25 protein-coding genes are annotated in these 20315 nt (G+C 72.8%); 2 read left to right on the top strand and 23 right to left on the bottom strand.

Features of this window, described 5'->3' with window-relative positions; genetic code table 11:
* From GD880_RS15285 to GD880_RS15235, 11 genes are all read right to left on the bottom strand, one after another.
* Nucleotides 1-273 (bottom strand): flagellar biosynthetic protein FliQ, encoded by a 273-nt coding sequence (locus GD880_RS15285; RefSeq protein ID WP_152232480.1) that lies wholly within the window; start codon nt 271-273, stop codon nt 1-3.
* Nucleotides 273-1199 (bottom strand): flagellar type III secretion system pore protein FliP, encoded by a 927-nt coding sequence (gene fliP / locus GD880_RS15280; RefSeq protein ID WP_152232479.1) that lies wholly within the window; start codon nt 1197-1199, stop codon nt 273-275. The genes GD880_RS15285 and fliP overlap by 1 nt, the downstream gene beginning before the upstream one ends.
* Nucleotides 1196-1846 (bottom strand): FliO/MopB family protein, encoded by a 651-nt coding sequence (locus GD880_RS15275; protein ID WP_152232478.1) that lies wholly within the window; start codon nt 1844-1846, stop codon nt 1196-1198. The genes fliP and GD880_RS15275 overlap by 4 nt, the downstream gene beginning before the upstream one ends.
* Nucleotides 1846-2535 carry a flagellar motor switch protein FliN gene (gene fliN / locus GD880_RS15270; RefSeq protein ID WP_152232477.1) on the bottom strand — a complete coding sequence of 230 codons (690 nt, stop codon included), beginning with the start codon at nt 2533-2535 and terminating at the stop codon, nt 1846-1848. The genes GD880_RS15275 and fliN overlap by 1 nt, the downstream gene beginning before the upstream one ends.
* Nucleotides 2535-3449: a flagellar motor switch protein FliM gene (locus GD880_RS15265; RefSeq protein WP_226909708.1), complete on the bottom strand. Its 915-nt coding sequence runs from the start codon at nt 3447-3449 to the stop codon at nt 2535-2537. The genes fliN and GD880_RS15265 overlap by 1 nt, the downstream gene beginning before the upstream one ends.
* 60 nt (nt 3450-3509) lie before the next feature.
* Entirely contained in the window at nt 3510-4010 is a 501-nt protein-coding gene (locus GD880_RS15260) for a flagellar basal body-associated FliL family protein (protein ID WP_152232476.1), read from the bottom strand.
* Nucleotides 4011-4043: 33 nt separating this feature from the next.
* Nucleotides 4044-4892 carry an OmpA/MotB family protein gene (locus tag GD880_RS15255; RefSeq protein ID WP_152232475.1) on the bottom strand — a complete coding sequence of 283 codons (849 nt, stop codon included), beginning with the start codon at nt 4890-4892 and terminating at the stop codon, nt 4044-4046.
* Nucleotides 4889-5659: a motility protein A gene (locus GD880_RS15250; RefSeq protein ID WP_152232474.1), complete on the bottom strand. Its 771-nt coding sequence runs from the start codon at nt 5657-5659 to the stop codon at nt 4889-4891. Before GD880_RS15250 ends, GD880_RS15255 begins: the two co-directional genes overlap by 4 nt.
* Nucleotides 5660-5893 (bottom strand): flagellar FlbD family protein, encoded by a 234-nt coding sequence (locus GD880_RS15245; protein WP_452176750.1) that lies wholly within the window; start codon nt 5891-5893, stop codon nt 5660-5662.
* Between the two features lie 397 nt (nt 5894-6290).
* Entirely contained in the window at nt 6291-7616 is a 1326-nt protein-coding gene (locus GD880_RS15240) for an MFS transporter (protein WP_152232472.1), read from the bottom strand.
* Nucleotides 7617-7681: 65 nt separating this feature from the next.
* The gene (locus tag GD880_RS15235; protein WP_152232471.1) at nt 7682-7879 is read right to left on the bottom strand and encodes a hypothetical protein; all 198 of its coding nucleotides are present in this window, start codon (nt 7877-7879) and stop codon (nt 7682-7684) included.
* A gap of 167 nt (nt 7880-8046) precedes the next feature.
* Between GD880_RS15235 and GD880_RS15230 the strand changes: the two genes are divergently transcribed.
* Nucleotides 8047-9402 carry a cryptochrome/photolyase family protein gene (locus tag GD880_RS15230; RefSeq protein ID WP_152232470.1) on the top strand — a complete coding sequence of 452 codons (1356 nt, stop codon included), beginning with the start codon at nt 8047-8049 and terminating at the stop codon, nt 9400-9402.
* Between the two features lie 106 nt (nt 9403-9508).
* Nucleotides 9509-10144, top strand: coding sequence for a class I SAM-dependent methyltransferase (locus GD880_RS15225; RefSeq protein WP_152232469.1), 636 nt, complete (start codon nt 9509-9511; stop codon nt 10142-10144).
* A gap of 59 nt (nt 10145-10203) precedes the next feature.
* On the opposite strand, the gene GD880_RS15220 is transcribed toward GD880_RS15225, so the two are convergent.
* The 12 genes from GD880_RS15220 to GD880_RS15165 are packed head-to-tail and all read right to left on the bottom strand — an operon-like array spanning nt 10204 to nt 20261.
* On the bottom strand, nt 10204-11436 hold the full coding sequence (locus tag GD880_RS15220; protein WP_152232468.1) for a flagellar hook protein FlgE: 1233 nt from the start codon (nt 11434-11436) through the stop codon (nt 10204-10206).
* A gap of 27 nt (nt 11437-11463) precedes the next feature.
* On the bottom strand, nt 11464-11967 hold the full coding sequence (locus tag GD880_RS15215; RefSeq protein ID WP_152232467.1) for a flagellar hook capping FlgD N-terminal domain-containing protein: 504 nt from the start codon (nt 11965-11967) through the stop codon (nt 11464-11466).
* A gap of 9 nt (nt 11968-11976) precedes the next feature.
* Nucleotides 11977-13464 (bottom strand): flagellar hook-length control protein FliK, encoded by a 1488-nt coding sequence (locus tag GD880_RS15210; RefSeq protein ID WP_152232466.1) that lies wholly within the window; start codon nt 13462-13464, stop codon nt 11977-11979.
* The gene (locus GD880_RS15205; RefSeq protein ID WP_152232465.1) at nt 13464-14243 is read right to left on the bottom strand and encodes a C40 family peptidase; all 780 of its coding nucleotides are present in this window, start codon (nt 14241-14243) and stop codon (nt 13464-13466) included. Before GD880_RS15205 ends, GD880_RS15210 begins: the two co-directional genes overlap by 1 nt.
* A complete protein-coding gene (locus GD880_RS15200) occupies nt 14240-14671 on the bottom strand; it encodes a flagellar export protein FliJ (RefSeq protein WP_152232464.1) in 432 nt (143 codons plus the stop codon). Before GD880_RS15200 ends, GD880_RS15205 begins: the two co-directional genes overlap by 4 nt.
* Nucleotides 14668-15993, bottom strand: coding sequence for a FliI/YscN family ATPase (locus tag GD880_RS15195; protein WP_152232463.1), 1326 nt, complete (start codon nt 15991-15993; stop codon nt 14668-14670). Before GD880_RS15195 ends, GD880_RS15200 begins: the two co-directional genes overlap by 4 nt.
* The gene (locus GD880_RS21130) at nt 15990-16622 is read right to left on the bottom strand and encodes a FliH/SctL family protein (protein ID WP_152232462.1); all 633 of its coding nucleotides are present in this window, start codon (nt 16620-16622) and stop codon (nt 15990-15992) included. The genes GD880_RS15195 and GD880_RS21130 overlap by 4 nt, the downstream gene beginning before the upstream one ends.
* Entirely contained in the window at nt 16612-17631 is a 1020-nt protein-coding gene (gene fliG, locus GD880_RS15185) for a flagellar motor switch protein FliG (protein WP_152232461.1), read from the bottom strand. Before fliG ends, GD880_RS21130 begins: the two co-directional genes overlap by 11 nt.
* Nucleotides 17628-19202 carry a flagellar basal-body MS-ring/collar protein FliF gene (gene fliF / locus GD880_RS15180; protein WP_152232460.1) on the bottom strand — a complete coding sequence of 525 codons (1575 nt, stop codon included), beginning with the start codon at nt 19200-19202 and terminating at the stop codon, nt 17628-17630. Before fliF ends, fliG begins: the two co-directional genes overlap by 4 nt.
* Nucleotides 19202-19519, bottom strand: a complete 318-nt coding sequence (gene fliE, locus GD880_RS15175) for a flagellar hook-basal body complex protein FliE (protein WP_152232459.1) — start codon at nt 19517-19519, stop codon at nt 19202-19204. Before fliE ends, fliF begins: the two co-directional genes overlap by 1 nt.
* Nucleotides 19519-19920 (bottom strand): flagellar basal body rod protein FlgC, encoded by a 402-nt coding sequence (flgC, locus tag GD880_RS15170; RefSeq protein ID WP_152232458.1) that lies wholly within the window; start codon nt 19918-19920, stop codon nt 19519-19521. The genes fliE and flgC overlap by 1 nt, the downstream gene beginning before the upstream one ends.
* Nucleotides 19920-20261, bottom strand: coding sequence for a flagellar basal body rod protein FlgB (locus GD880_RS15165; RefSeq protein WP_152232457.1), 342 nt, complete (start codon nt 20259-20261; stop codon nt 19920-19922). Before GD880_RS15165 ends, flgC begins: the two co-directional genes overlap by 1 nt.
* Nucleotides 20262-20315 lie beyond the last annotated feature (54 nt).

The following is a 20315-nucleotide window of genomic DNA, read 5'->3' as shown; positions in this document are numbered from 1 at the left end:
TCAGCTCTCCAGGAGCTGGGGGATGCGCGCGAAGAGCTCGTGGGTGGTGACGACCAGCTCGGAGATCATCCAGTTGCCCGCGATCACCAGCGCGAGCGCGACGGCGATCGCCTTGGGCACGAAGCTGAGGGTGACCTCCTGGATCTGCGTGACCGACTGCAGCAGGGAGACGGTAAAGCCCACCACCAGCGCGGTGATCAGCGCCGGGGCGGCGAGCTTGGCGGCCAGGCCGAGGGCGACGGCGGCGATGTCCAGGACGGCGTTGGTGTCCATCAATAGCTCCCGACCAACGTCGTGACGATGAGGCCCCAGCCGTCCACGAGCACGAACAGCAGGATCTTGAAGGGCAGGGAGATCATCACCGGCGGCAGCATCATCATGCCCATGCTCATCAGGACGGCCGAGACGACCAGGTCGATGACCAGGAACGGCACGAAGATGACGAAGCCGATGACGAAGGCGGCGCGCAGCTCGGAGAGCATGAACGCCGGGATGAGGGTCTGCAGCGGCACGACCTCGGGGCTGGCCGGGTTGGGCAGGTCGGCCGCCCGGGTGAGCAGGGCGATGTCCTCCTCGCGGGTCTGCCCGAGCATGAAGGTCCGCAGCGGGTCGGAGGCGGCGCCCAGGGCGTCGGTGAAGCTGACGCCCCCGGCGAGGTAGGGCTGCACGGCCGCGTCGTTGATGTTCCCCAGCACCGGGAACATGATGAAGATCGACAGGAACAGGCTCAGCCCGGCGAGCACCTGGTTGGGCGGTACCCCCTGCAGGCCCAGCGCGTTGCGGGTCAGCGCCAGGACGACGAAGAGCTTGGTGAAGCTCGTCATCATCAGCAGCAGCGAGGGCGCCACCGACAGCAGCGTGATGCCGAGCAGGACCACGACGGAGGTCGACGGCGCCGTCGGCTCGCCGTTGACGGTGATGTCCAGCGGGCCGGTCGGGGGCGTGGGGTCGGTGGGGTCCCGGGGGGCGATGGGCGCGGCGTGCGCCGCGGCCGCACCGAGCACGAGCACGGCGAGGACGACGGCGAGCCCGGCGGCGGCGAGGGCCAGCCAGCGCCAGTGGTGCCCCGCGTGCTCCGGCCGCGCCGTCGCGAGCGGCAACCCCTGCCCCGCCTCGATCGGCGCGAGCGGGCCGTGCGGGAGGTGGTCGCGCGACTGGCGACCCGGCGCCGCGAGGGCGGCCCCGTCGAACGCGCTCATCGGGACGACCGCTCCTGCAGGACCGCCCACGCCCGGGTCCACGTCGTCTTGTCCAGCACGGAGCCGGCCAGCGGGCCGGTGGAGAGCTCGGGCACGTCGGCGCGCCGGGCGGCCGTGCGGCGGCGGGACCGGTGGCGCGGGGTCACCTCCGCGGCGAGCACATCGTCGAAGGAACGCACCGGCCCGATGATCCGGGCCAGGCCTGTGGCACCAGCCGCGGCGTCGTCGGTGCCGGTGCGCCCGCGCAGGTCCGCCCGGCGGGCCGGCAGCTCCGCCCCGCGCCCGGGCGCGCTGAAGCGGCCGGCGATCACCTGGCCGCCCGGCGCGTCCTCGGTCGTCGTCGGCTCGGCCGACGGGCCGGCCTCGAGCAGCCCCGGCCCGGCCTCGAGGGCGCGGCCGGCGTCGTCGAGCTCGGTGAGCAGCCGCACGCCGTCGTCGCTGACCCCCAGCAGCAGGGTGCGCCCGGCCACCTCGACCACCGCCACGCCGGAGCGGCGCCCCAGCGACTGGCGCCCGAGCACGGTGACGGGCACCCGCCGGGACGCTGAGGTCCCGGCGTTCACCTTGCGGGCGATGACCCACAGGATGACCAGGACGAGGGCGAGGGACAGGGCGACCCGCAGGCCCAGCAGCACGCTGTCGAGCACTAACCCAGGTTTTCGGTGGAGACGATCTCGGTGATGCGCACGGCGTACTCGTCGTCGACCACGACGACCTCGCCGCGGGCGACCAGGCGGCCGTTGACCATGACGTCGGCGGGGCTGCCGGCGGAGCGGTCGAGCTCGAGGACGGCGCCGGGGGTCAGCTCCAGGACGTCGCGCACCGGCAGGCGGGTGCGGCCGATCTCGGTGGTCAGGGTCATCTCGACGTCGTAGAGCACCCGCATGGCGCCGCTGGGCAGCGGCGCGGCGGGCGCCGCGGCGTCGGCCGCGGAGCCCTTGGCGCGGATGCCGAACCAGGCCTGGGTGGCCACGCCGGCGTCGAGGGCGTAGACCACGGTGCCCGGGCCGGTGAAGACCTCCCCGGCGGGGCGGGTCTCGGCGGTGCCGAGCACACCGGGGCCGAGGGTGCGGCTGGCCGCCTCCAGGGCGGGGCGCAGCGCCTCGGCGAGGGAGAGGGCGCCGGCGCCGGCCATCGCGTCGGTGACCGACTGCTGGGCGACGACCATGAGCTCGGCGCTGGTCTGACCGACGAAGGTGGCCACGACGGCGGTGGCGTCGGGCGCCGGGCGCTCGAACTCCCCCGCGCGGCGCGGCGCCAGCGGCACCGGCGAGGGCAGCAGCCGCGCCAGCTCCGCCACGGCCTGCTGGTCGTTGACGGTTGCGGTGGGGTTCATCAGTTCTCCTTGACGTGGACGACCATGCCGGCGAGCCGGCTGCCCTGGGTGCCGGGGGCGGCCTGGGCCAGCACCCGGTCCCCGACGACCACGTCGAGCGGCCGGGAGGCGGGGTGGTGGAGCGGGAGGACGTCACCGGGGCGCAGCGCGACCACCTCGCGCGGGTGGACGGTGACGGGGCGGAAGCGCACGGCGACGTCGACCGGGACCTGCTGGACGGCGACCTCGAGGAGCCGGCTCTGCACCTTCTCCTCGGCGATCTCCTCGGCGGTGCGCAGGTCCACGTGCTCGCCGTCGCGCAGGGCGGTCATCAGGCCCTCGGCCGGCAGCATGACCGAGACCGGCACGTCCTGCTCGTCCACGTGCAGCTCGAAGCGGGCCACGATCACCGGCGTCGACGCCTCGGCCGCCTGGACGAACTGCGGGGTGTACTGGATCTGCTTGAACTCGGCCTCGAGGCGCACGATCGCCGCGAAGGAGTAGTTGAGGTCGGCCAGGGTGCGGCGCAGCAGCTCCATGATGAGCGCCTGCTCGATCTCGGTGAGCTCGCGCTCGGGCACCGCACCCGGGGTGCCCGGCCCACCGAGCATGTGGTCGATCCACACGAGGGCGGCGTCGAGGGGGAACTGCACGAGGGCGATGCGCCGGCCCGGCTCGACCGAGCACAGCACCACGGTCGTCGTCGTCGGCAGCGAGGCGACGTACTCGTCGTAGGAGCACATCTTCACCTCGGTCACCGCCGAGGAGACGGACACCCGCAGGCGCGCGACGAGCTGGTTGGCCCAGTGCCGGGAGAAGGTGCCGAAGGCCATCTCCAGCATGCGCGCGTGCTCGCGCGGCAGCGTCATGGGCCGCCGGAAGTCGTAGGCCATCGGCGTGCGGATGGCGCCGGGCACGCTGGATGGGACCGTCACACCCGGTCAATCGGTCGGGTGGCGGCCTGTATGAGGGAAAGGGTCAGACGGAGTTGGGCCTCACTGGGTGACGTAGTCCGTGAGGTAGACGTCCACCACCTCCTTGAAGGTCGCGCTCAGCTGGGTCAGGAGCTCGGCCTTGAGCTCCTCGCGGCGGGCGGGGTCGTTGACCTCGGCGACGTCCTTGCCGGAGTAGGTGGCGATGGCGATGTCGAGCGCGCGGGCCACCTGCAGGTCCTTCGTCGCGCCCTTCTTGAGCTGGATGGAGAAGCCCAGGCGCAGGTAGTGCCCGTCGGCGAGGTTGACGCTGATGGGGTCCACCGGGACGACGAGGCCGAGCTCGGGCGCCTTCTCCGGCGCGGCGGCGTCGCTCTCCCAGGGCCGCAGCACGTAGGCGGCGGCCGCGGCGGCGAGCACGACGACCAGCACCACCAGCACCACCAGCCCGCGCCGGCGGCGCGGCGGCCCCTCCTCGGCGTGCGTCATCGTGCTCCTCGTCTCCTCCTGCGCGGGCGCGCCCCGGACGTTGACGGGGCGCCCCACGGTGCGCTGCTCGACCATCAGCGGTCCTCCAGATCCGTGGTCTCGTCCATGTCAGGTTCCTCCCGTCTCGGCGGCGACCTGCGGCATGAGCACCCGGACGGCCTCGGGGGCGTCGGAGAGGACGACGACGTCGACGCGGCGGTTGATCGTCAGGGGGTCCTGCCCGGCGGCATCGATCGGGTGGGCGTCGCCGAGGCCGACGGCGCGCATCCGGTCGGCGGGGACGCCGCCGCTCTCGACCATGCGGCGCAGCACCTGGCTGGCGCGGTCGGCGGACAGCTCCCAGTTGGTGGGGTAGCGCACGGTGGGCACGGTGTTGGCGTGCCCCTCGACGGACAGGTCGTAGCGCGTGGCGGCCAGCTCGGGGGAGAGGGCGTCGATGACCAGCAGGGCCTCGTCGGTGAGCTTCGCGCTCTCGGTGGAGAAGAAGACGTCGGCGCTGACCAGGCCGATGATCAGGCCGCGATCGGTGATGGCGAAGGTGACGTCGCTGGCCACCTGGCGCTGCTCGAGGGCCTCCTGGATGCGCCGCTGCAGCTCGCGCAGGTCGGCGACCTCCTGGCGGGCCTTCTCGATGTTGCCGGCCTCGTCGACGCCGTGGACGGGGCCGCCGGACTGGTTGGTGACGTCCGGCGGGTCCGGGACCACGGAGTCGGCGGCGAGGACGCCCTGGCCGCCGTCGAGCACCTGGAGGTTGGCGCCGGTGGGCTGGCCGAAGGTGGCGGCGAGGGACTCGCGCAGCGCGAAGAACTTCTGCTGGTCCACCTGGCTGATGGCGAACAGGACGATGAAGAGGCACATCATCACGGTGACCATGTCCATGTAGCTGGTGGTCCACCGCTCGACGTTGACCTCTTCCTCGTGCTCCTCGCCGCCGCGGCGGCGCCGGGGGGACCTCATGCCGCCGCGTCCTCGACGATCTCCGAGGCCGGCACGAGGCTGCGGAGGCGCTCGCTGACCATGCGCGGGTTGGCGCCGGACTGCAGGGCGAGCAGGCCCTCGAGGGTGACCTCCATCTGCGCGCACTCGAGGTCGGACAGGCGCTTGAGCCGGGCGCCCAGTGGCAGCCAGATCATGTTTGCCGACAGGATGCCCCACAGGGTGGCGACGAAGGCGGCCGCGATGAGCGGGCCGAGGCTGTCCGGCTCGGTGAGGTTCTCCAGCACGTGGACCAGGGAGACGACGGTGCCGATGATGCCGATCGTGGGCGCGTAGCCACCGAGGGAGGTGAAGAAGCCCGAGGCGATCCGGTCCTGCTTGCGCTTGGTGTCGATGCGGTCCTCGAGCAGGGCGCGCAGCTCCTCGGGGTCCGCGCCGTCGATGGCCGCGGTGAGCCCGTCGCGCAGGAAGTCGTCGTCGATGTCGCGGGCCTCGTCCTCCAGGGCGAGCAGGCCCTCGCGGCGGGCGCGGTCGGAGAGCGCGACGAGCGTGGGGATGGTGGCGCCCTGCCGCGGGGCCTTGCTGGTGAAGGCCCGTGGGAGCTGCCTGACGGCGTGGAGGGCGTCCTTGAGCATGCCGCCGGCCAGGCCGGCGCCGATGGTGCCCAGGAAGACGAGCAGCATCGGCCCGGGCAGCAGGATCGACATCACGTGCGTGCCCTCGAGGGTCATCGCCCCCCAGATGGCGACGAACGCGACGGCGATGCCGATGATCGTTGCGGGATCCACCTACTTCTCCCCCCTGGGACGGGTCGGCAGGGGAACGATGACGTTGTCGTCGTCCGCGGGCCGCTCGACGGGGGCGGCGTCCGTGGCGGAGATGTTCAGCGAGCGCGCGACGATGGCGGCGCGGTGGTCCTGGATCAGGGCGACGATCTCGTCCAGTGACTCGTTGACGATGTACCGGGTGCCGTCGAGCAGCACGAGGATCGTGTCCGGGGTGCACTCGATTCGCTCGATCAAGTCGGGGTTGATCGCGAAAGGTTGCCCCGTGAGGCGTCGCACGATGATCACGGTCGTTCCATCCTGTGTCTTCGGGCCCGTCCATGAGCCCTGCGCAGGCCCCGTCCATGAGGCCTGCACTCGTCTCATCGGCCGCCGGTGGGCCGTGATGAGGAATTGCGGCTCAAGAATGCGCAAGGACGACCGCGTGTCGTCGGCGTGGTGCCGCGCTTTGGGTTGACGAGTCTGCTATCGGGCCATTTTGCCGCTGTTTCACAGCAGTCACACCAGCCCCACGGAATATCATCGCTCGGCGAGATGTCGACGTCTCGGCCTGATGACTCATCCTCGAGCGGGGCCGGACCGCTAGCTTCTTCGGCCCGCCGACCGGCGCCTCGGGCCAGCCGCACCCACCTCCTCAGCTCCCCGACGGCTGACCCTGCGTCTCGGGGACGGGCGTCGCTCCGGCGTCGGCGAGGTCCTCGCCGTCCTCGTCGTCGGCGCCGGCGATCGCGCCGACCATCCGCAGCGGCGAGAGCGCCAGGGGCAGCGCGACCAGGGGTGCGGCCACCGCCGCCACCGCCACCGCGGCGTGGAGTCCGGCCGTGGTCGCCAGCAGGGCGCCGGTGGCGGCGCCCAGGGGCATCGCGCCCCATAGGAGGAACCGGGTGGTGGCGTTCATCCGGGCCAGGAGCGCCTCGGGGGTGGCGGCCTGGCGCAGGCTCACCGCGTTGACGTTCCACAGGCTCACGCCGACGGCCTGCACCGTGAAGGCCGCGACCAGCCAGGGCAGCGGCGTCGCGGCCGGCGCCAGTACGACGCCGATGAGGCCGCCGTGCAGGAGGACGCCGGCGATGACCGTCGGCCCGGCCCCGAGCCACCGGTTCAGCCGCGGCACCAGCAGGGACCCCAGCAGGTAGCCGGCGTTGGAGGCGGCCAGCACCAGGCCGATCGTCGCCGGGGTCTGGTGGAGCTCGCGGACGGCGTAGACGACGAAGACGGCGAGCAGCACGTGGGTCCAGAAGTTCAGCCAGGCCCCGCCGCCGGCCAGCGCCCGGATCACCGGGTGGCGCAGGCAGAACGCCAGCCCCTCGGCGATCTGACGCCGGACGGGCCGGCGCTCGGCCGCCTGCTGGGTCGCCGGAAGTAGCGGCAGCCCGCGCAGCAGCACCGCGGAGACGACAAAGCTGACACCGTCGGCGAGCAGGGCCAGCGGGGCGGACACCGCCTGGACCAGCACGCCGCCCAGCGCTGGCCCTGACGTCTGCGCCACAGCCCGGGCCGCCTCCAGCGACCCGTTGGCCGCAGCCAGGTGGTGCCGGGCGACCAGCGCCGGAAGCACGGAGAGCGCCGCGACGTCGAAGAGCACGCTCAGCGATCCCACGGCGAAGGCGACGACGGCGAGGTGCGCCAGCGTCAGCATCCCCAGCACGTAGGCCACCGGCACGCTGGCGAGGAGCACCGCGCGGGCCCAGTCGGTGCGGACCATCACCGTGCGGCGCGGCCAGCGGTCGACCCACACCCCGGCGGGCAGCCCCAGCAGCAGGAACGGCGCGGTGCCGGCCGCCGACAGCAGCGCCACCTCCGGCGCCGAGGCGTCCAGCACCGCCACCGCGGCGAGCGGCATCGCCAGGGTCGTGATCTCGGAGCCTAGGAGGCTGACCCCGACCGACCCCCACAGCCGCCGGTACCGGCGGTCGGCCCAGACGCCCGCGGCCGCCGCACCCGAAAGAGTGACGTTCATCCGTACAACGTACAACTCGATGCGTACGATGTACGGCCAGTAGCGTTCCGGCTCTCGCGGAAGTCCTACCGCTCGCGGTGGCGCCGCAGGCCGGAGACGAGCAGGACGACGCCGACGATGGCGACGATCGGCCCGATCACCGCCCACGCCCGCACGCCGGTCATGGGGCTGCCGGCGAGGTACCCCAGCCCCTGCAGCGTCCAGACGACGCCGACGATGGCGACGAGCACCCCGACCACGGCCAGCACAGGGCTGCGTTTCACGACTCGGCCCTCCCGGGTGACGCCTCCGTCCAGTGTGCGCCGGTCGGCCGGGAACTGGCTGCCACGCTCTCAGCGGCGGCGGACTCCGTGTACTGATCGGCACCGGTTGTCCCACCCGCCCACGTCGTCCCGCGCACCGCATGCCGCCACGCGCGCCGTCGCGGAAGATGGCGACCGTGACCGCGTTGCTGTGGCTGCGCCGCGACCTCCGCCTGCACGACCTGCCGGCGCTCCTCGCGGCGCACGAGGCGGGCGGCGACGTCCTGCCCGTCTTCGTCGCCGACCCGACGCTGCTGGCCTCCGCCGGCCCGGTGCGCCGCGCCCACCTGTCTGCGGCGCTGCACGCGGCTCAGGAGTCCTACGACGGCGCCCTCGTCGTCCGCGAGGGCCGCCCCGAAGACGTGATCCCGCCCCTGGCCCACGAGGTCGGCGCCGCCAGCGTCCACGTCAGCCGGGAGACCACGCCGTACGGCCGACGGCGGGACCGTCGCGTCGAGCGGACCCTGGGCGACGTCCCGCTCGTGGCCACCGGCACGCCCTACGCCGTCGGCCCGGGCCTGGTGCACAAGGACGACGGCACGCCGTTCCAGGTGTTCACCCCGTTCTCCCGCGCCTGGCGCGAGCATGGGTGGCCCGCGCCCGCGCCGGTTCCCGCGGGCGTGCGCTGGCGCCGCGGCGTCGAGTCGGCGGCGCCGCCCGGGGGTGACGACGTCGCCGTCGTGCCGACCGGCGAGGAGGCCGCTCGGGAGCGTTGGGAGGAGTTCCTCGACGACGGGCTGGCGCACTACGACGAGACCCGGGACCGCCCGGACCTCGACGCCACCTCGCAGATGTCGGTGCATCTCAAGTACGGCGCGATCCACCCGCGCACGATGCTGGCCGACGTCGCCGCCCACCCGGCCGGCACGTCCCCGGGCGCCGAGCGGTTCGTGGCCGAGCTGTGCTGGCGGGAGTTCTACGCCGATGTCCTCTGGCATCGGCCGGACTCGGCGTGGACGGACCTGCGCCAGGACCTGCGCGGCATGGCCTACGCCGACCCGGCGAACGCCGGCCACGTGCGCGCCTGGGAGGAGGGGCGGACCGGGTTCCCGTTCGTCGACGCCGGCATGCGGCAGCTGCTCGCCGAAGGGTGGATGCACAACCGGGTGCGGATGGTGGTGGCGAGCTTCCTCGTCAAGGACCTGCACGTGTGGTGGCCGCACGGCGCCCGGTTCTTCCTCGAGCACCTGCGCGACGGCGACATCGCCTCGAACAACCACGGCTGGCAGTGGGTGGCGGGCACCGGCACGGATGCTGCGCCGTACTTCCGGGTGTTCAACCCGGTCACCCAGGGCGAGAAATTCGACCCTGACGGCGAGTACGTGCGCCGGTACGTGCCCGAGCTGGCGCACGTGCCCGGCGCGGCGGTGCACCAGCCGTGGCGGGTGCCCGACGGGCTGGCACACGGCTATCCGGAGCGGATCGTCGACCACGGCGCGGAGCGGGCCGAGGCGCTGCGGCGCTACGAGGCGGCGCGGGGGTAGGTAACGGGCCCGCTGTGCCGCCGGGCGTTCGGGAGCGGCCCGCTCCCCTACTGTGCGTTATGCATCCGCATGCCTTGAGGCAAGCCGTCGCGACGAAGGGCCCGACATGAGCCGCACCGCAGTGAGCGCCGAGCGTGGGCACCGGTTCTTTGCGTGGTTCTACGCCCGGGCCAGCGCCGCCGCGGAGAAAGGACCGCTGGGCGAGCATCGACGGTCGCTGGTGCGGCAGGCGCGCGGCGTGACCCTGGACATCGGCTCCGGGGTCGGCCACAACCTGGCACATCTCCCTGCCGCGGTGGCCGAGGTGCACCTGATCGAGCCAGACCCTTACATGCGCACGCGACTCGCAGCGGGCATGGATGAGTCCATGCAGCTTCATCCGGTGGGTGCCGAATCGCTGCCGCTGGACGACGAGTCGGCCGACATCGGCATCACCACGCTCACGATGTGCAGCGTCGATGACGTCGACGCCGTGGCTCGGGAACTGCACCGGGTACTGCGGCCCGGCGGGAAGCTTCTGGTGATGGAGCATGTGCGCAGCGCGGATGACCGAGTTGTGCGTCGGCAGGATCGTCTCGACCGACTCTGGCCAGCGTTCAGTGGTGGCTGCCACATCAACCGGGACACCGGAGCCTCGCTGCAAGCGGCCGGTTTCGACACCGCAGCGCTGCGACGTGTGGAACTGCCCGGAACCCCGGCAGTGACTCGCGAACTCATCATTGGCGCGTTGGCGCGCCGCTGAGACGACGCACCCCTGCCGCAATCGAACACGGCAGGGGTGAGGTCTATTGAGGCTCCTGATTATCGCTTGAGGTTGACGAGCTCCTGAAGCAGCTCATCGGAAGTGGTGATCACGCGCGAGCCGGCCTGGAAGCCGCGCTGGGCGATGATGAGGTTGGTGAACTCCTGAGAGAGGTCCACGTTAGACATCTCCAGAGCTCGGCTGCTCAGCGAACCACGACCACCGGTTCCCGCTGTGCCAACCTGCGCCTCTCCCGAGTTCACCGTGCTGCGGAATGCGGTACCGCCAGCCTTCTCGAGACCAGCCGCGTTAGCGAAGTTTGCCAATGCGATTCGTCCGACTGGCTCCTTGAAGCCGTTGGAGAACGACCCGATCAGCGTGCCGTCTGCGTTCATGCTGAACGACTGCAGCGTGCCGGCCCCCATGCCGTCCTGACTCTTCGCCTCGAGAGTGCTCAAGTTTCCGAACCCGCTGACGCGCGAGAGGTCAATAGTGACTCCGCCGACCTTCCACGGGGCAACGGGGCTCATGTCGAATGTTCCAGCAGGAACCGCCTCGACAGGAGGTGTGGCGTTCGGGTCGGCCTTAACTGCTGGGACCGGAGTAAGCGTCAGTTCGACGGCTGTTGCGGCGCCATCCCCGGCGTTTACCTTCCATGAGCCGTCAGCCTGCTTGGCGAAAGTGACCTTCAAATCACGGGCAACGCCAAGCTCGTTGTAGATCTGAATGGTTCGGTCTATCGTGGTTCCACCAGCAACTTCCGCAGGAAGGTTGCCCTCGAAGACTGCCTCCGCCGTCGCCCGCGCTCCCATCGTCGTGGAAACAGGCAGCGAGATATTTCCGAACTTGGTGGGATCGACTTTCCCATTCGCGTCGACTCCCCACCCCTGCACCAGCGCCCCACCCGGCGTCGTGAGCTGCCCCAGCGCATCAAGCGTGAACGCACCCGCGCGCGTGTACAGCTGCTCGGTGCCGCTGTTGATGATGAAGAACCCGTCGCCGGTGATCTTCATGTCGAGAGGGCTGCCGGTCTGCTGCGTCGCCCCGTCGGTGAAGTTGTTGGTGATCGCTGCGACCTGCACCCCCAGCCCGACCTGCGCCGGGTTGGTGCCGCCCTGGCCCGCCTGCGGCGCGCCGGCGTTCTGAAGCACCTGCGACAGGGTGTCCTCGAACTGCGTGCGGGCGGCCTTGTAGCCGGTGGTGTTGACGTTGGCGATGTTGTTGCCGGTCACGTCGAGCATGGTCTGGTGCGACCTCAGGCTCGAGATGCCGGAGAAGAGCGAGCGGAGCATGGGGAAGGTCCCTTCTGGTGGGGCGGGTCAGGCCTGGACGGTGTTGCCGGACGACGTCGTCTGGCTGGTGGAGGGGTTAGGGGCCGGGTCGGCAGGCTTGCTGACGACGCCGGAAATGTAGTGCAGCGACACGTACGCGTCGCCGATCTTCAGCAGCGGGTCCGCGCTCGTGAGGTCGACGGACTTCACCAGCCCCTCGACCGTCTTGCCCTTGTCGTCGACGTAGCTCACGTACTGCCCGACCAGCGCCGCGGCCGAGCTGCGCTGCTGCAGCGCGAAACTCTGCTGGGCCATGGTCGTCAGCGAGACGAGCTGCTCCATGGTGGACAGCTGCGTCGTCTGCGCCATGAGCTCTGAGGTGTTCATCGGCGCGCTGGGGTCCTGGTACTTCAGCGACGCGACGAGCAGCTGCAGGAACGCGTCCTTGTCGAGCGTCTGCTCCCCCGCGGCGGTCGCGGCGGCATCGGTGTTGCGGGTCGCGCCGACGTTCGCGTAGAAGTCTGACGCGCCGGACACGGCGGGGACGGACATGGTGTCTCCTTACGCGAAGAGGTCGATCCCGCCGGGGCGCGTGGCACCGGTCGGCATGGTGGAGGTGGACGACGGCGGAGCTTGGGTTTCGCCGCGCGTCGCGGTGGCGGGCCGTGCCCCGCCGGGCTGGTCGCCGCCGTCATCGGGTCCCTGACCGCCGGTCTGCAGGCCCGACTGCCGGTCGCCCCGGTCCTGACCGAGCTGCAGGTCGGCGTTGAGCCCGGTGGCCGCGAGGTCGCGCCGCAGGTCTGTCAGCGCCACGCGTAGCGCCTCGCGGGAGGCGTCGGTGGCGCCGAGCAGCTCGATGCGCACGCCCTCGCCGGTGATGTGGGCGCGCACCCGCACCGGCCCGAGGTCCTCGGGGGTGACGTGCACGGTGAGCACGTGGGTGCCCTCGGGTGCCTCGCGCAGCCGTGCGAGCGGGCCGACGAGCTGGTCGGTGAACGGCACCGGCGCCGCGGCGGTCACCGGGGCCGCCGGCTCGGCGGGGGCCGCGGCGGCGGTGCCGGTGACGAGCACCTGCGGGGTGGCCGAAGGCGCAGCGGGGGTCGCCGGGGCAGCGACCGACGCGTCCGGGGCCGATGCCGGCGAGGTCGCGGGCCGCGTCGCCGTGTCGGCCGGTGCCGGGGTGGTAGCTGGTCCGGCGATTGGCGTGGCAGAGCCGTTCGCTCGATCGGCGACCGGGCTCTCGTCGCCGAGCGCAGTGTCGGGGGACGCCGGTCCGGCGACCGAACCGGAACCCGGCATCGCGGCGAGGTTGGCTGCCTCGCCGCCGGCCGTCGGCGAGGGGGTCAGTGTGGGCGTGGTCTCGGTTCCTCCCGCGGTCGTTCCGGGTGCGACCGCAGCTAGCTCGAACGAGCCAGCAACGCCCGCGGCTGGGACGGGGGCGGAGGGCGAGGTGGAAGCGGGAATGCCTCCAGCGACCGGGCGCAAGCTCGGGCCGTCCACCCCGTGCAGGTCCGCTTCACCGTCGGTCACGACGGTCGCCCCAAGGTCGGCGACAACAGTCACCGCCTCCGAGACAGTCATAGCGACTGACGCGGTCACCGCATCGCCCGGGACGGCGTCGCTCTCGGAAGCCATTTGGGTGACGTCCACGCCGGCTGTCGGCACCGGCGTCGTTGGCACAGTGAGCACCGTCGCAGCTGCCGCCGCCGTTGTGCCGGGGAGGACCACACCATCAGCGCCCGGCTTCGCAGCCGCGTCGTCGGCGGCGTCCGTCGTCGGGTCCTGTGCACCGGAGGGGGAACCGCTGGTGCCCCTGGCCATGTCGTGCTCGGGTCGGGCCTTCGGGCCCCCGGCTTCGCGCGGTCCGCCGGGGCGCTTCGCGGTGCGGTCGGCGTCCGGCTTCGCGGCGCGGGCGTCGCGGGGGTCCAGCGCGGCCGCTAACGCTGAGGCGAACGCGTCATCGCTTCCTCGGCGAGCGGCACCGCGCGCCGCTGCCGGCGGAGTGGTCGTCGCCGGCGCGGGCGCCGGTGGCAGCATGCCGATGCTCATCACAGGCCTCCCGTCGAGAGCTGCAGGGCCAGGCGCGCCGAGTCGAGCGCTGTCGCGCCGGAGGTGCCGAGGCCGGGGACCGCCAGCGAGGCAAGGGCGGCAGTCGCGGCGTTGCCACCGGCCGCCCCGAGACCGGTGAGCCCAGCCGCACCGAGCGCCCCGGCACCGGAACCGGACGTCCCGCTCGGCAGCACCCGGCGGATGGTGTCGATGTCCTTGTCCGTCTCGAACAGCTCGCGGACGGACACCTTCTCCCCCGGCTGCGGCGCGTGCAGGATCTTGTTGTCGCCGAGGTAGATGGCGATGTGGCCGCCGCCGCGGGTGACGATGAGGTCGCCGGGCTGGGCCTGGGCCAACGACGCCACCTCGGTGCCGATGCGCATCTGCTCGCGGGCGGTGCGCGGCACCGAGACGCCGATGTCGGCGAAGGCGCGCTGGACCAGGCCCGAGCAGTCCATCCCGGACGCCGACTCGCCGCCCCACACGTAAGGCACGCCGAGGTACTTCGACGCCGCGGCCACGAACCCCGCCCCGGTCCCGGCCGGCGCGCCGGCGAAGGAGCCAAGCAGCTGGGACGTGGAGAGCCCGGAGCCGGACGAGCCCGTGGCCGCCATCGCGCTGTTCAGCGCCGCGGCGAACGTCGCGTCGGAGTTGACCTCTTGCGCTGCACGGGCGGAGGAAGAGTCAGCGGCGCCGGACGCGGAGTACGCCCCGGTCACCTGCGCGATCCGCGCCTCGATCGCCCCGATGCGCGCCTGGACGGCGGCCACCCCGCTCACGGCCGCTCCTCCCGCCGCCGGGCCGCCCGCTGGGTGGCCAGCTCGTCGAGGACCTGCTGCTCGGCGCGCAGCTCGGCCACGGTCTCCTCCGCGCGGTGCCGCTCGGCCAGCTTCTCGACCGTCTTGGACCGCTTGCGCGCCGTCGTCCACTGCGCCTGGGCCTCGGCCTCGAGTCCGCGCGCGGTCTCCGTGGCGGCTTGGGCGGCCAGCACCAGGGAACTCATCGACGCCCGGGCGGCCACCGCCGCCCGCCAGGTCTGCGGGTCGGCGCTGCCGGCGAACACGGTGCCGGCGAGCTTCTCGCGCGCGTCGGCGGTGCGCCGCTCGGCGCCGCGCCGGTCGGTGGCGCGCCGCGCCAGCTCGGCGGCGGCGTGGTCCTCCTGCAGGCGGCGCAGCCGGCCGAGGCCGGCGAGGCGGAAGGTACTCATGCGGCGACCCCCAGCTGGGACACGAGTGCGGCGAGCTGCTGCCAGGACCGCGCGGCCGGCGCGGCCTCGTCCATGCCCTGGCGCAGGAAGGCGTCGATGGCGCCGGCATGGTTGACCGCGGCGTCCACCTGCGGGTTGGACCCGGCCACGTACGCGCCGACGTCGAGCAGGTCCTGGGCCTGCCGGCGCGCGGCGAGCACCCCGCGCAGCGCCGTCGCCAGCCGCTTCTGCTCGCCGCTGGTGACCCGGGAGGCCACCCGCGAGACGGACCCGACGGCGTCGACGGAGGGGAAGTGCCCGACGACGGCGAGGGACCGGTCGAGCACCACGTGCCCGTCCAGGATGGAGCGGGCGGCGTCGGCGATCGGTTCGTTGTGGTCATCGCCGTCGACCAGCACCGTGTAGATCCCGGTCACCGACCCGGTCGTGCCGGTGCCGGCCCGCTCGAGCAGCTGGGCCAGCATGGAGAAGGTCGACGGCGGGTACCCCCGGGTGGCGGGCGGCTCCCCCACCGACAGCCCGATCTCGCGCTGCGCCATGGCGGCCCGGGTCAGGGAGTCCATCATGAGCACGACGTCGGCCCCGCCGTCGCGGAAGTACTCCGCGATGCGGGTGGAGGTGAAGGCCGCGCGCAGGCGCACCACCGGCGGCTCGTCGGAGGTGGCCACGACGACGACGGAGCGCGCCAGCCCCTCCGGCCCCAGGTCGTCCTCGAGGAACTCGCGCACCTCGCGGCCGCGCTCGCCGACCAGGGCGATGACGTTGACGGCGGCCTCGGTGCCGCGGGCGACCATCGACAACAGCGAGGACTTGCCCACCCCAGAGCCGGCGAACAGCCCGATGCGCTGTCCGCGCCCGACGGTCACCAGCGTGTCGAGCACCCGCACGCCCAGCTCCAGCGGCGTGTCCACGCGGGCGCGGTCCAGCGCCGACGGCGCATGCCCGGCCACCGGCACCGTCTCCACCGCGCCGACCGGGCCGCGCCCGTCGATCGGTCGGCCCAGCCCGTCGAGCACCCGCCCCAGCAGCGACGGCCCCACGCCCACCGACAGCGGCCGGCCGGTGCCGCGCACCGGCGCGCCCACCCGCAGCCCGTCCGTCGGCCCCAGCGGCATGCACCGGGCCACCGCCTGGTCCAGCGCGACCACCTCGGCGCCGATCACGGCCTTGCCGGCGTCGATGTCCACGAGGTCCCCCACCGCGCACGGCAGCCCGCTGACCTCGATGGACAGCCCGACGACGGAGCGCACCGTGCCCACCCGGGTGGGCGCGGCGGCGGCGAGGGTGCGGGCCCAGCGCGGGGTGTCGAGCAGGAGCGTCATCGCCGCACCTCCAGCGCGGCGCGGGCGCGGGCCAGCGCGGCACCGAGGCGCGCGTCGAGGTAGCCCTCGGTCAGCTCGCTGACGGCGTCGCCGCGGGCCAGCGACGGGTCCGGGGCCAGCTCGACGCCGGCCGGGATGTCCAGCTCGCCGGGGTGGGCCTCGAGCATGGCGCGCAGGTGGGCGTGGTCCTCGGGGTTGAGCCGGACCCGGACGACGTCGTCCTCCCCGGCCTCGCCCAGGGCCCGGGCGAGGGCGGTGCGGGCAGAGGTGTCGTCGTCGGCCAGCTCGGCTGCCATCAGCGCCTCGGCCAGCTCGACGGCGGCGCGCGCCAGCGTCTCCACCGCCTCGGTGATCACCGGGGCGGTGCGCGCCCGGGCGGCGGCCGCGGTGGTGGCGAGCACGGCCAGGGCGGCCTCGGCGTCGGCACCCCGGCGGGCGACCCGCTCGGCCTCCTCGGCAACGCGGCGCCGCTCGGCTTCGGCCGCCTGCTCGGCGGCCGCCCGGGAGCCGGCGGTGAACCCGGCGGCGTAGCCGGCCGCGTACCCGCTGGCGCTCGCCGTCGACGCGGCGGCGGTGGGCAGCGCGGCGGCGGTGAACCGGGCCGGGGCGAAGGCCTCCTCAGCTGACATAGTCGTCCTCGCCGTCGCGACGGATGACGATCTGCCCGCTCTCCTCCAGGGTGCGGATCACCGTGATGATCTGCCCGCGGGCCTCCTGGACCTCGGAGAGGCGCACCGGCCCGGCGAGGTCCATCTCCTCGCGCAGGTTCTCCCGGGCGCGCTCGGAGAGGTTGCGGCGGGTCTTGTCCGAGACCGTGGTGGGGGCGCCCTTGAGGGCGACGGCCAGGGTGGCGATGTCGACCTGGCGCAGCACCAGCTGCACCGCGCGGTCGTCGAGCAGGATGATGTCCTCGAAGGTGAACATCATGCCGCGGACCTGGTCGGCGAGCTCGGAGTCGCGCTCGCCGAGGGCGTCGAGGATCTGCTTCTCGGTGCCGGGGTCGGAGCGGTTGAGGATCTCCACCAGCGGCTGCACGCCGCCGACCGCGGTCATGTCGCCCGGGGTGAGCACGGCGGTGGCCTTGCGCTCGATGTTCTCCGCGACGATCTTGACGACCTCGGGCGAGGCCCGCTCCATCAGCGCGATGCGGTGGGCGACGACGGTGCGCAGCGCCGGGTCGAGGCCGGTCATGATCGCTGAGGCCCGGTCCGGGCGCAGGTGGGCAAGCACGAGCGCGATGGTCTGCGGATGCTCGCCGGTGAGGAGGGACTGCACCTGGCGGGCGTCGGCGTGCTGGAGGAAGTCGAAGGGCTGCCCGGCCATCATTGTGCTCAGCCGGTTGAGCACCCCGGCCGCCTTCTCCGGGCCGAAGGAGGCCTCGAGCAGGCGCTGGGCGTAGCTCAGGCCGCCGTGGCCCATGGTGGGGGCGCCGGTGGAGATCTGGCGGTGGAACTCCGCCATGACGGCGTCCGCGGTCCCCTGCGGCACCTCCTCGATGCGGACGATCTCCGCGGTGATCTCCTCGACCTCCTGCTCGGAGAGCTCGGCGAGGACCTTGGCCGCCCGCTCGTGGCCGATCTGCAGGAGCACGACGGCGGCCTTCTGCACCGGGGTCAGCTGCGTCGCGACGGGGCTCATCGGCGCACCGCCAGCCACTCGCGCAGCTGCTTGGCCACCATGGCCGGGTCCTCGGTGGCCAGCGCGGCGATCTCGGCGCGCATGCCGTCCGCCTCGGTGGCCGGTGGCAGCTTGACCGGCTCGGGGATGGCGGGCAGGTAGGCGGTGTCCTCGAGCGGGTTGTCGAGGACGGCGGCCTCCTCGGCCTGCTGGGCCTGAATGAGCTTGAGCTCGCCGAGGTCGATCTCCTCGCGGCGCTCGCGCCGGGCCCGGCGCACGAACATCGCCACGATCAGCACGATGACCAGCAGCACGACGCCGATCGCGATGTTGCGGATGAGGGCGTTGCGCGCCGCCGCGGCGGCCTGGGCCTGCTCGGCGGCCAGGGCCTGGGCGGCGGCGTCGGCGGTGGTGGTGTCGAAGGCCATCCGCGAGACGGCCACCTGGTCCCCGCGGGCGGGGTCGATGCCCGCGGCGGCGGAGACCATGGTCTCCAGCTCGTTGAGGCTCAGCCCGGCGCCGGCCTTGGCGTCGACGACGACGGAGACGGACTGGCGGGCCACGCCGCCGGGGTTGACCGTGGTCTGCTCGGTGACCTTGTTGACCGGATTGTTCTTCACCGAGTCCTCTGAGGTGTAGTTGCCGTCGCCGCCGCCGTTGGGCACGGCGATGTTGTCCGGGCCCAGCACGCCGCCGACCGCCTGGCCGGTGCCGGTGTACTGCTCGGTCTTGGTCGACTCCGACAGCGGCGGGGTGCCGTCCGCGGGGGTGAAGGTCTCGGTGGTGCGCTGGGTCTCGTCCCGGCTCAGCTCGGCCTGGACGGAGACGACGGCGTTGCCCACGCCGACCACCCGGTCGAGCATGGCCTGGACGCTGCGGGTGACGCCGTCCTGGTAGTCCGAGGCCCCGCCCGGGCCGCCGCCCGTGCCGGTGGAGGAGAGCACCCGCCCGGCGGCATCGACCACGGTCACGCCCGCGGGCTTCATGTTCGGCACGGCCGCGGAGACGAGGTTGACGATCGCGTCGACCGAGGCGGACTCGAGCTGCTTGCCGGGCTTGAGGTCGACGAACACCGAGGCGGTGGGGTCGGCGGCCTTGTCGACGAAGACCGACTCCTCCGGCAGGGCGAGGTGCACGGTGGCGGCGGCGACGCCGTCGATCGCCCGGACGGTGTTGGCCAGCTCGCCCTCCAGGGCGCGCTGGTAGGTGACCTGCTGCTGGAAGTCCGAGCTGGTCATGCCCATGCCGTCGAGCAGGGAGTAGCCGTCCTTGGAGGTGGGCACGCCGGAGGCGGCCAGGGCGATGCGCTCCTTGTACAGCTGGTCGCGCGGGACCAGGACGGTGCCGCCGCCGTCGGCGAGCTCGTACGGGACGCCGTCGGCCTCGAGCTGGTCGACGACGGCCTGGGCGTCCTCGGGGGCGAGGTTGGAGAAGACCGGGGCCATGACGGGCTTGGTCGCCCAGGACGTCAGGGCTACGACGCCGAGCACGAGGACGGCCAGGCCGAGGGTGAGCAGGGTGCGCTGGGGCAGGCTGAACTGGTCCCAGCTGGCTTTGGCCTTGCCGAAGAACCCGGTGACGGCGGCGGGCATCAGGCCTGCATCCGCATGATTTCGGTGAAGGCGTCAACGGCCTTGTTGCGCACCGCGGCGGTGAGCTCGAGGGCCACCTGCGCCTCGGTGGCGGCGATGGTGTAGTCGTGGATGTCCTCGAGCTGGCCGGTGACGGCCTGCACGGCCAGGGTGGAGGACTTCTGCTGGGCGGAGGCCAGGCCGTCGACGGCGGAGGCGAGCGAGACGCCGAAGGAGGCGCCGCCGTCGGCCCGGCCGGGCTCGAGGGCGTCGGTGAGGTAGCCGGTGGGGGCAACGTTGGCGACGGCGCCGAGGCCGCCGATGGGGGAAACGGGCATCAGTTCCTCCCGATCTGCAGGGCCGCGGTGTAGGTCTCCTTGGCGCGGTCCACGACGGCGGCGTTGGCCTGGTAGCCGCGCTGGGCCATGATCAGCTGCGTCATCTGGGCGGCCATGTCGATGTCCGGGTAGCGCACGTAGCCGTCGTCGTCGGCGAGCGGGTGGCTGGGGTCGTGGACCAGGCGGCCCTCGGGGTCGCCGAGCTCGATGCCGGCCACCTCGACGCCGCCGGCCTCGCCGTAGTCCATCGCCTGGGCGACGACGTAGCGGGCGCGGAAGGCCTCGCCGTCGGTCGGGGCGGCGTTGTTGATGTTGGCGAGGTTGTCGCTGACCGCGTCGAGCCACTTGCGGTTGACGGTCATGCCGGTGCCGGCGATGCCGATCGCGCCGAAGACGGTCATCAGTTGCTCCTCATCGCGGTGCGGATGCTGGAGAACTGTCCGTCGATGGCGCGGGTGGCCACCTGGTAACGCAGGTTGGTGTCGACGTTGCTCAGGGTCTCGGTGTCGAGGTTGACGTTGTTGCCATTGGTCCGGGTGGGCTCGAGGGAGCGTTCCACGCTGGCCTCGGCGGCGCCGGTGCCGCGGTCGACGGCGCGGGCCAGGGCGTCCTCGAAGGAGACGCGGCCGGCGAGGAAGCCGGGGGTCTGGACGTTGGCGATGTTGTCGGCGATCACACGCTGGCGCAGCGCAAGGGCATCCAGGGCGCTTTTCATCGCCACGGATGTCACGGAGTCGAACATGCCGAGTGGTCCCCATCCAGCTCGCGGGTGTGATCGGCCGATCCGTGGCCTGCT

This window comes from Georgenia ruanii, from assembly GCF_009193175.1.
GTDB lineage: Bacteria > Actinomycetota > Actinomycetes > Actinomycetales > Actinomycetaceae > Georgenia > Georgenia ruanii.
The sequence above is the reverse complement of the archived record's forward strand: the minus strand, read 5'-3'. Positions and strand labels throughout refer to the sequence as shown.

What these genes read in the sequence shown, in the direction of transcription:
- fliP (WP_152232479.1), bottom strand. Translation starts at nt 1,199, where the DNA reads ATGAGCGCGTTCGACGGGGCCGCCCTCGCGGCGCCGGGTCGCCAGTCG.
- GD880_RS15195 (WP_152232463.1), bottom strand. Translation starts at nt 15,993, where the DNA reads ATGACGCTCCTGCTCGACACCCCGCGCTGGGCCCGCACCCTCGCCGCC.
- GD880_RS15285 (WP_152232480.1), bottom strand. Translation starts at nt 273, where the DNA reads ATGGACACCAACGCCGTCCTGGACATCGCCGCCGTCGCCCTCGGCCTG.
- GD880_RS15210 (WP_152232466.1), bottom strand. Translation starts at nt 13,464, where the DNA reads ATGAGCATCGGCATGCTGCCACCGGCGCCCGCGCCGGCGACGACCACT.
- GD880_RS15225 (WP_152232469.1), top strand. Translation starts at nt 9,509, where the DNA reads ATGAGCCGCACCGCAGTGAGCGCCGAGCGTGGGCACCGGTTCTTTGCG.
- GD880_RS15200 (WP_152232464.1), bottom strand. Translation starts at nt 14,671, where the DNA reads ATGAGTACCTTCCGCCTCGCCGGCCTCGGCCGGCTGCGCCGCCTGCAG.
- flgC (WP_152232458.1), bottom strand. Translation starts at nt 19,920, where the DNA reads ATGACCGTCTTCGGCGCGATCGGCATCGCCGGCACCGGCATGACCGTC.
- GD880_RS15255 (WP_152232475.1), bottom strand. Translation starts at nt 4,892, where the DNA reads ATGAGGTCCCCCCGGCGCCGCCGCGGCGGCGAGGAGCACGAGGAAGAG.
- GD880_RS15215 (WP_152232467.1), bottom strand. Translation starts at nt 11,967, where the DNA reads ATGTCCGTCCCCGCCGTGTCCGGCGCGTCAGACTTCTACGCGAACGTC.
- GD880_RS15260 (WP_152232476.1), bottom strand. Translation starts at nt 4,010, where the DNA reads ATGGTCGAGCAGCGCACCGTGGGGCGCCCCGTCAACGTCCGGGGCGCG.
- GD880_RS15165 (WP_152232457.1), bottom strand. Translation starts at nt 20,261, where the DNA reads ATGTTCGACTCCGTGACATCCGTGGCGATGAAAAGCGCCCTGGATGCC.
- fliE (WP_152232459.1), bottom strand. Translation starts at nt 19,519, where the DNA reads ATGCCCGTTTCCCCCATCGGCGGCCTCGGCGCCGTCGCCAACGTTGCC.
- fliG (WP_152232461.1), bottom strand. Translation starts at nt 17,631, where the DNA reads ATGAGCCCCGTCGCGACGCAGCTGACCCCGGTGCAGAAGGCCGCCGTC.
- fliF (WP_152232460.1), bottom strand. Translation starts at nt 19,202, where the DNA reads ATGCCCGCCGCCGTCACCGGGTTCTTCGGCAAGGCCAAAGCCAGCTGG.
- fliN (WP_152232477.1), bottom strand. Translation starts at nt 2,535, where the DNA reads ATGAACCCCACCGCAACCGTCAACGACCAGCAGGCCGTGGCGGAGCTG.
- GD880_RS15240 (WP_152232472.1), bottom strand. Translation starts at nt 7,616, where the DNA reads ATGAACGTCACTCTTTCGGGTGCGGCGGCCGCGGGCGTCTGGGCCGAC.
- GD880_RS15220 (WP_152232468.1), bottom strand. Translation starts at nt 11,436, where the DNA reads ATGCTCCGCTCGCTCTTCTCCGGCATCTCGAGCCTGAGGTCGCACCAG.
- GD880_RS21130 (WP_152232462.1), bottom strand. Translation starts at nt 16,622, where the DNA reads ATGTCAGCTGAGGAGGCCTTCGCCCCGGCCCGGTTCACCGCCGCCGCG.
- GD880_RS15230 (WP_152232470.1), top strand. Translation starts at nt 8,047, where the DNA reads ATGGCGACCGTGACCGCGTTGCTGTGGCTGCGCCGCGACCTCCGCCTG.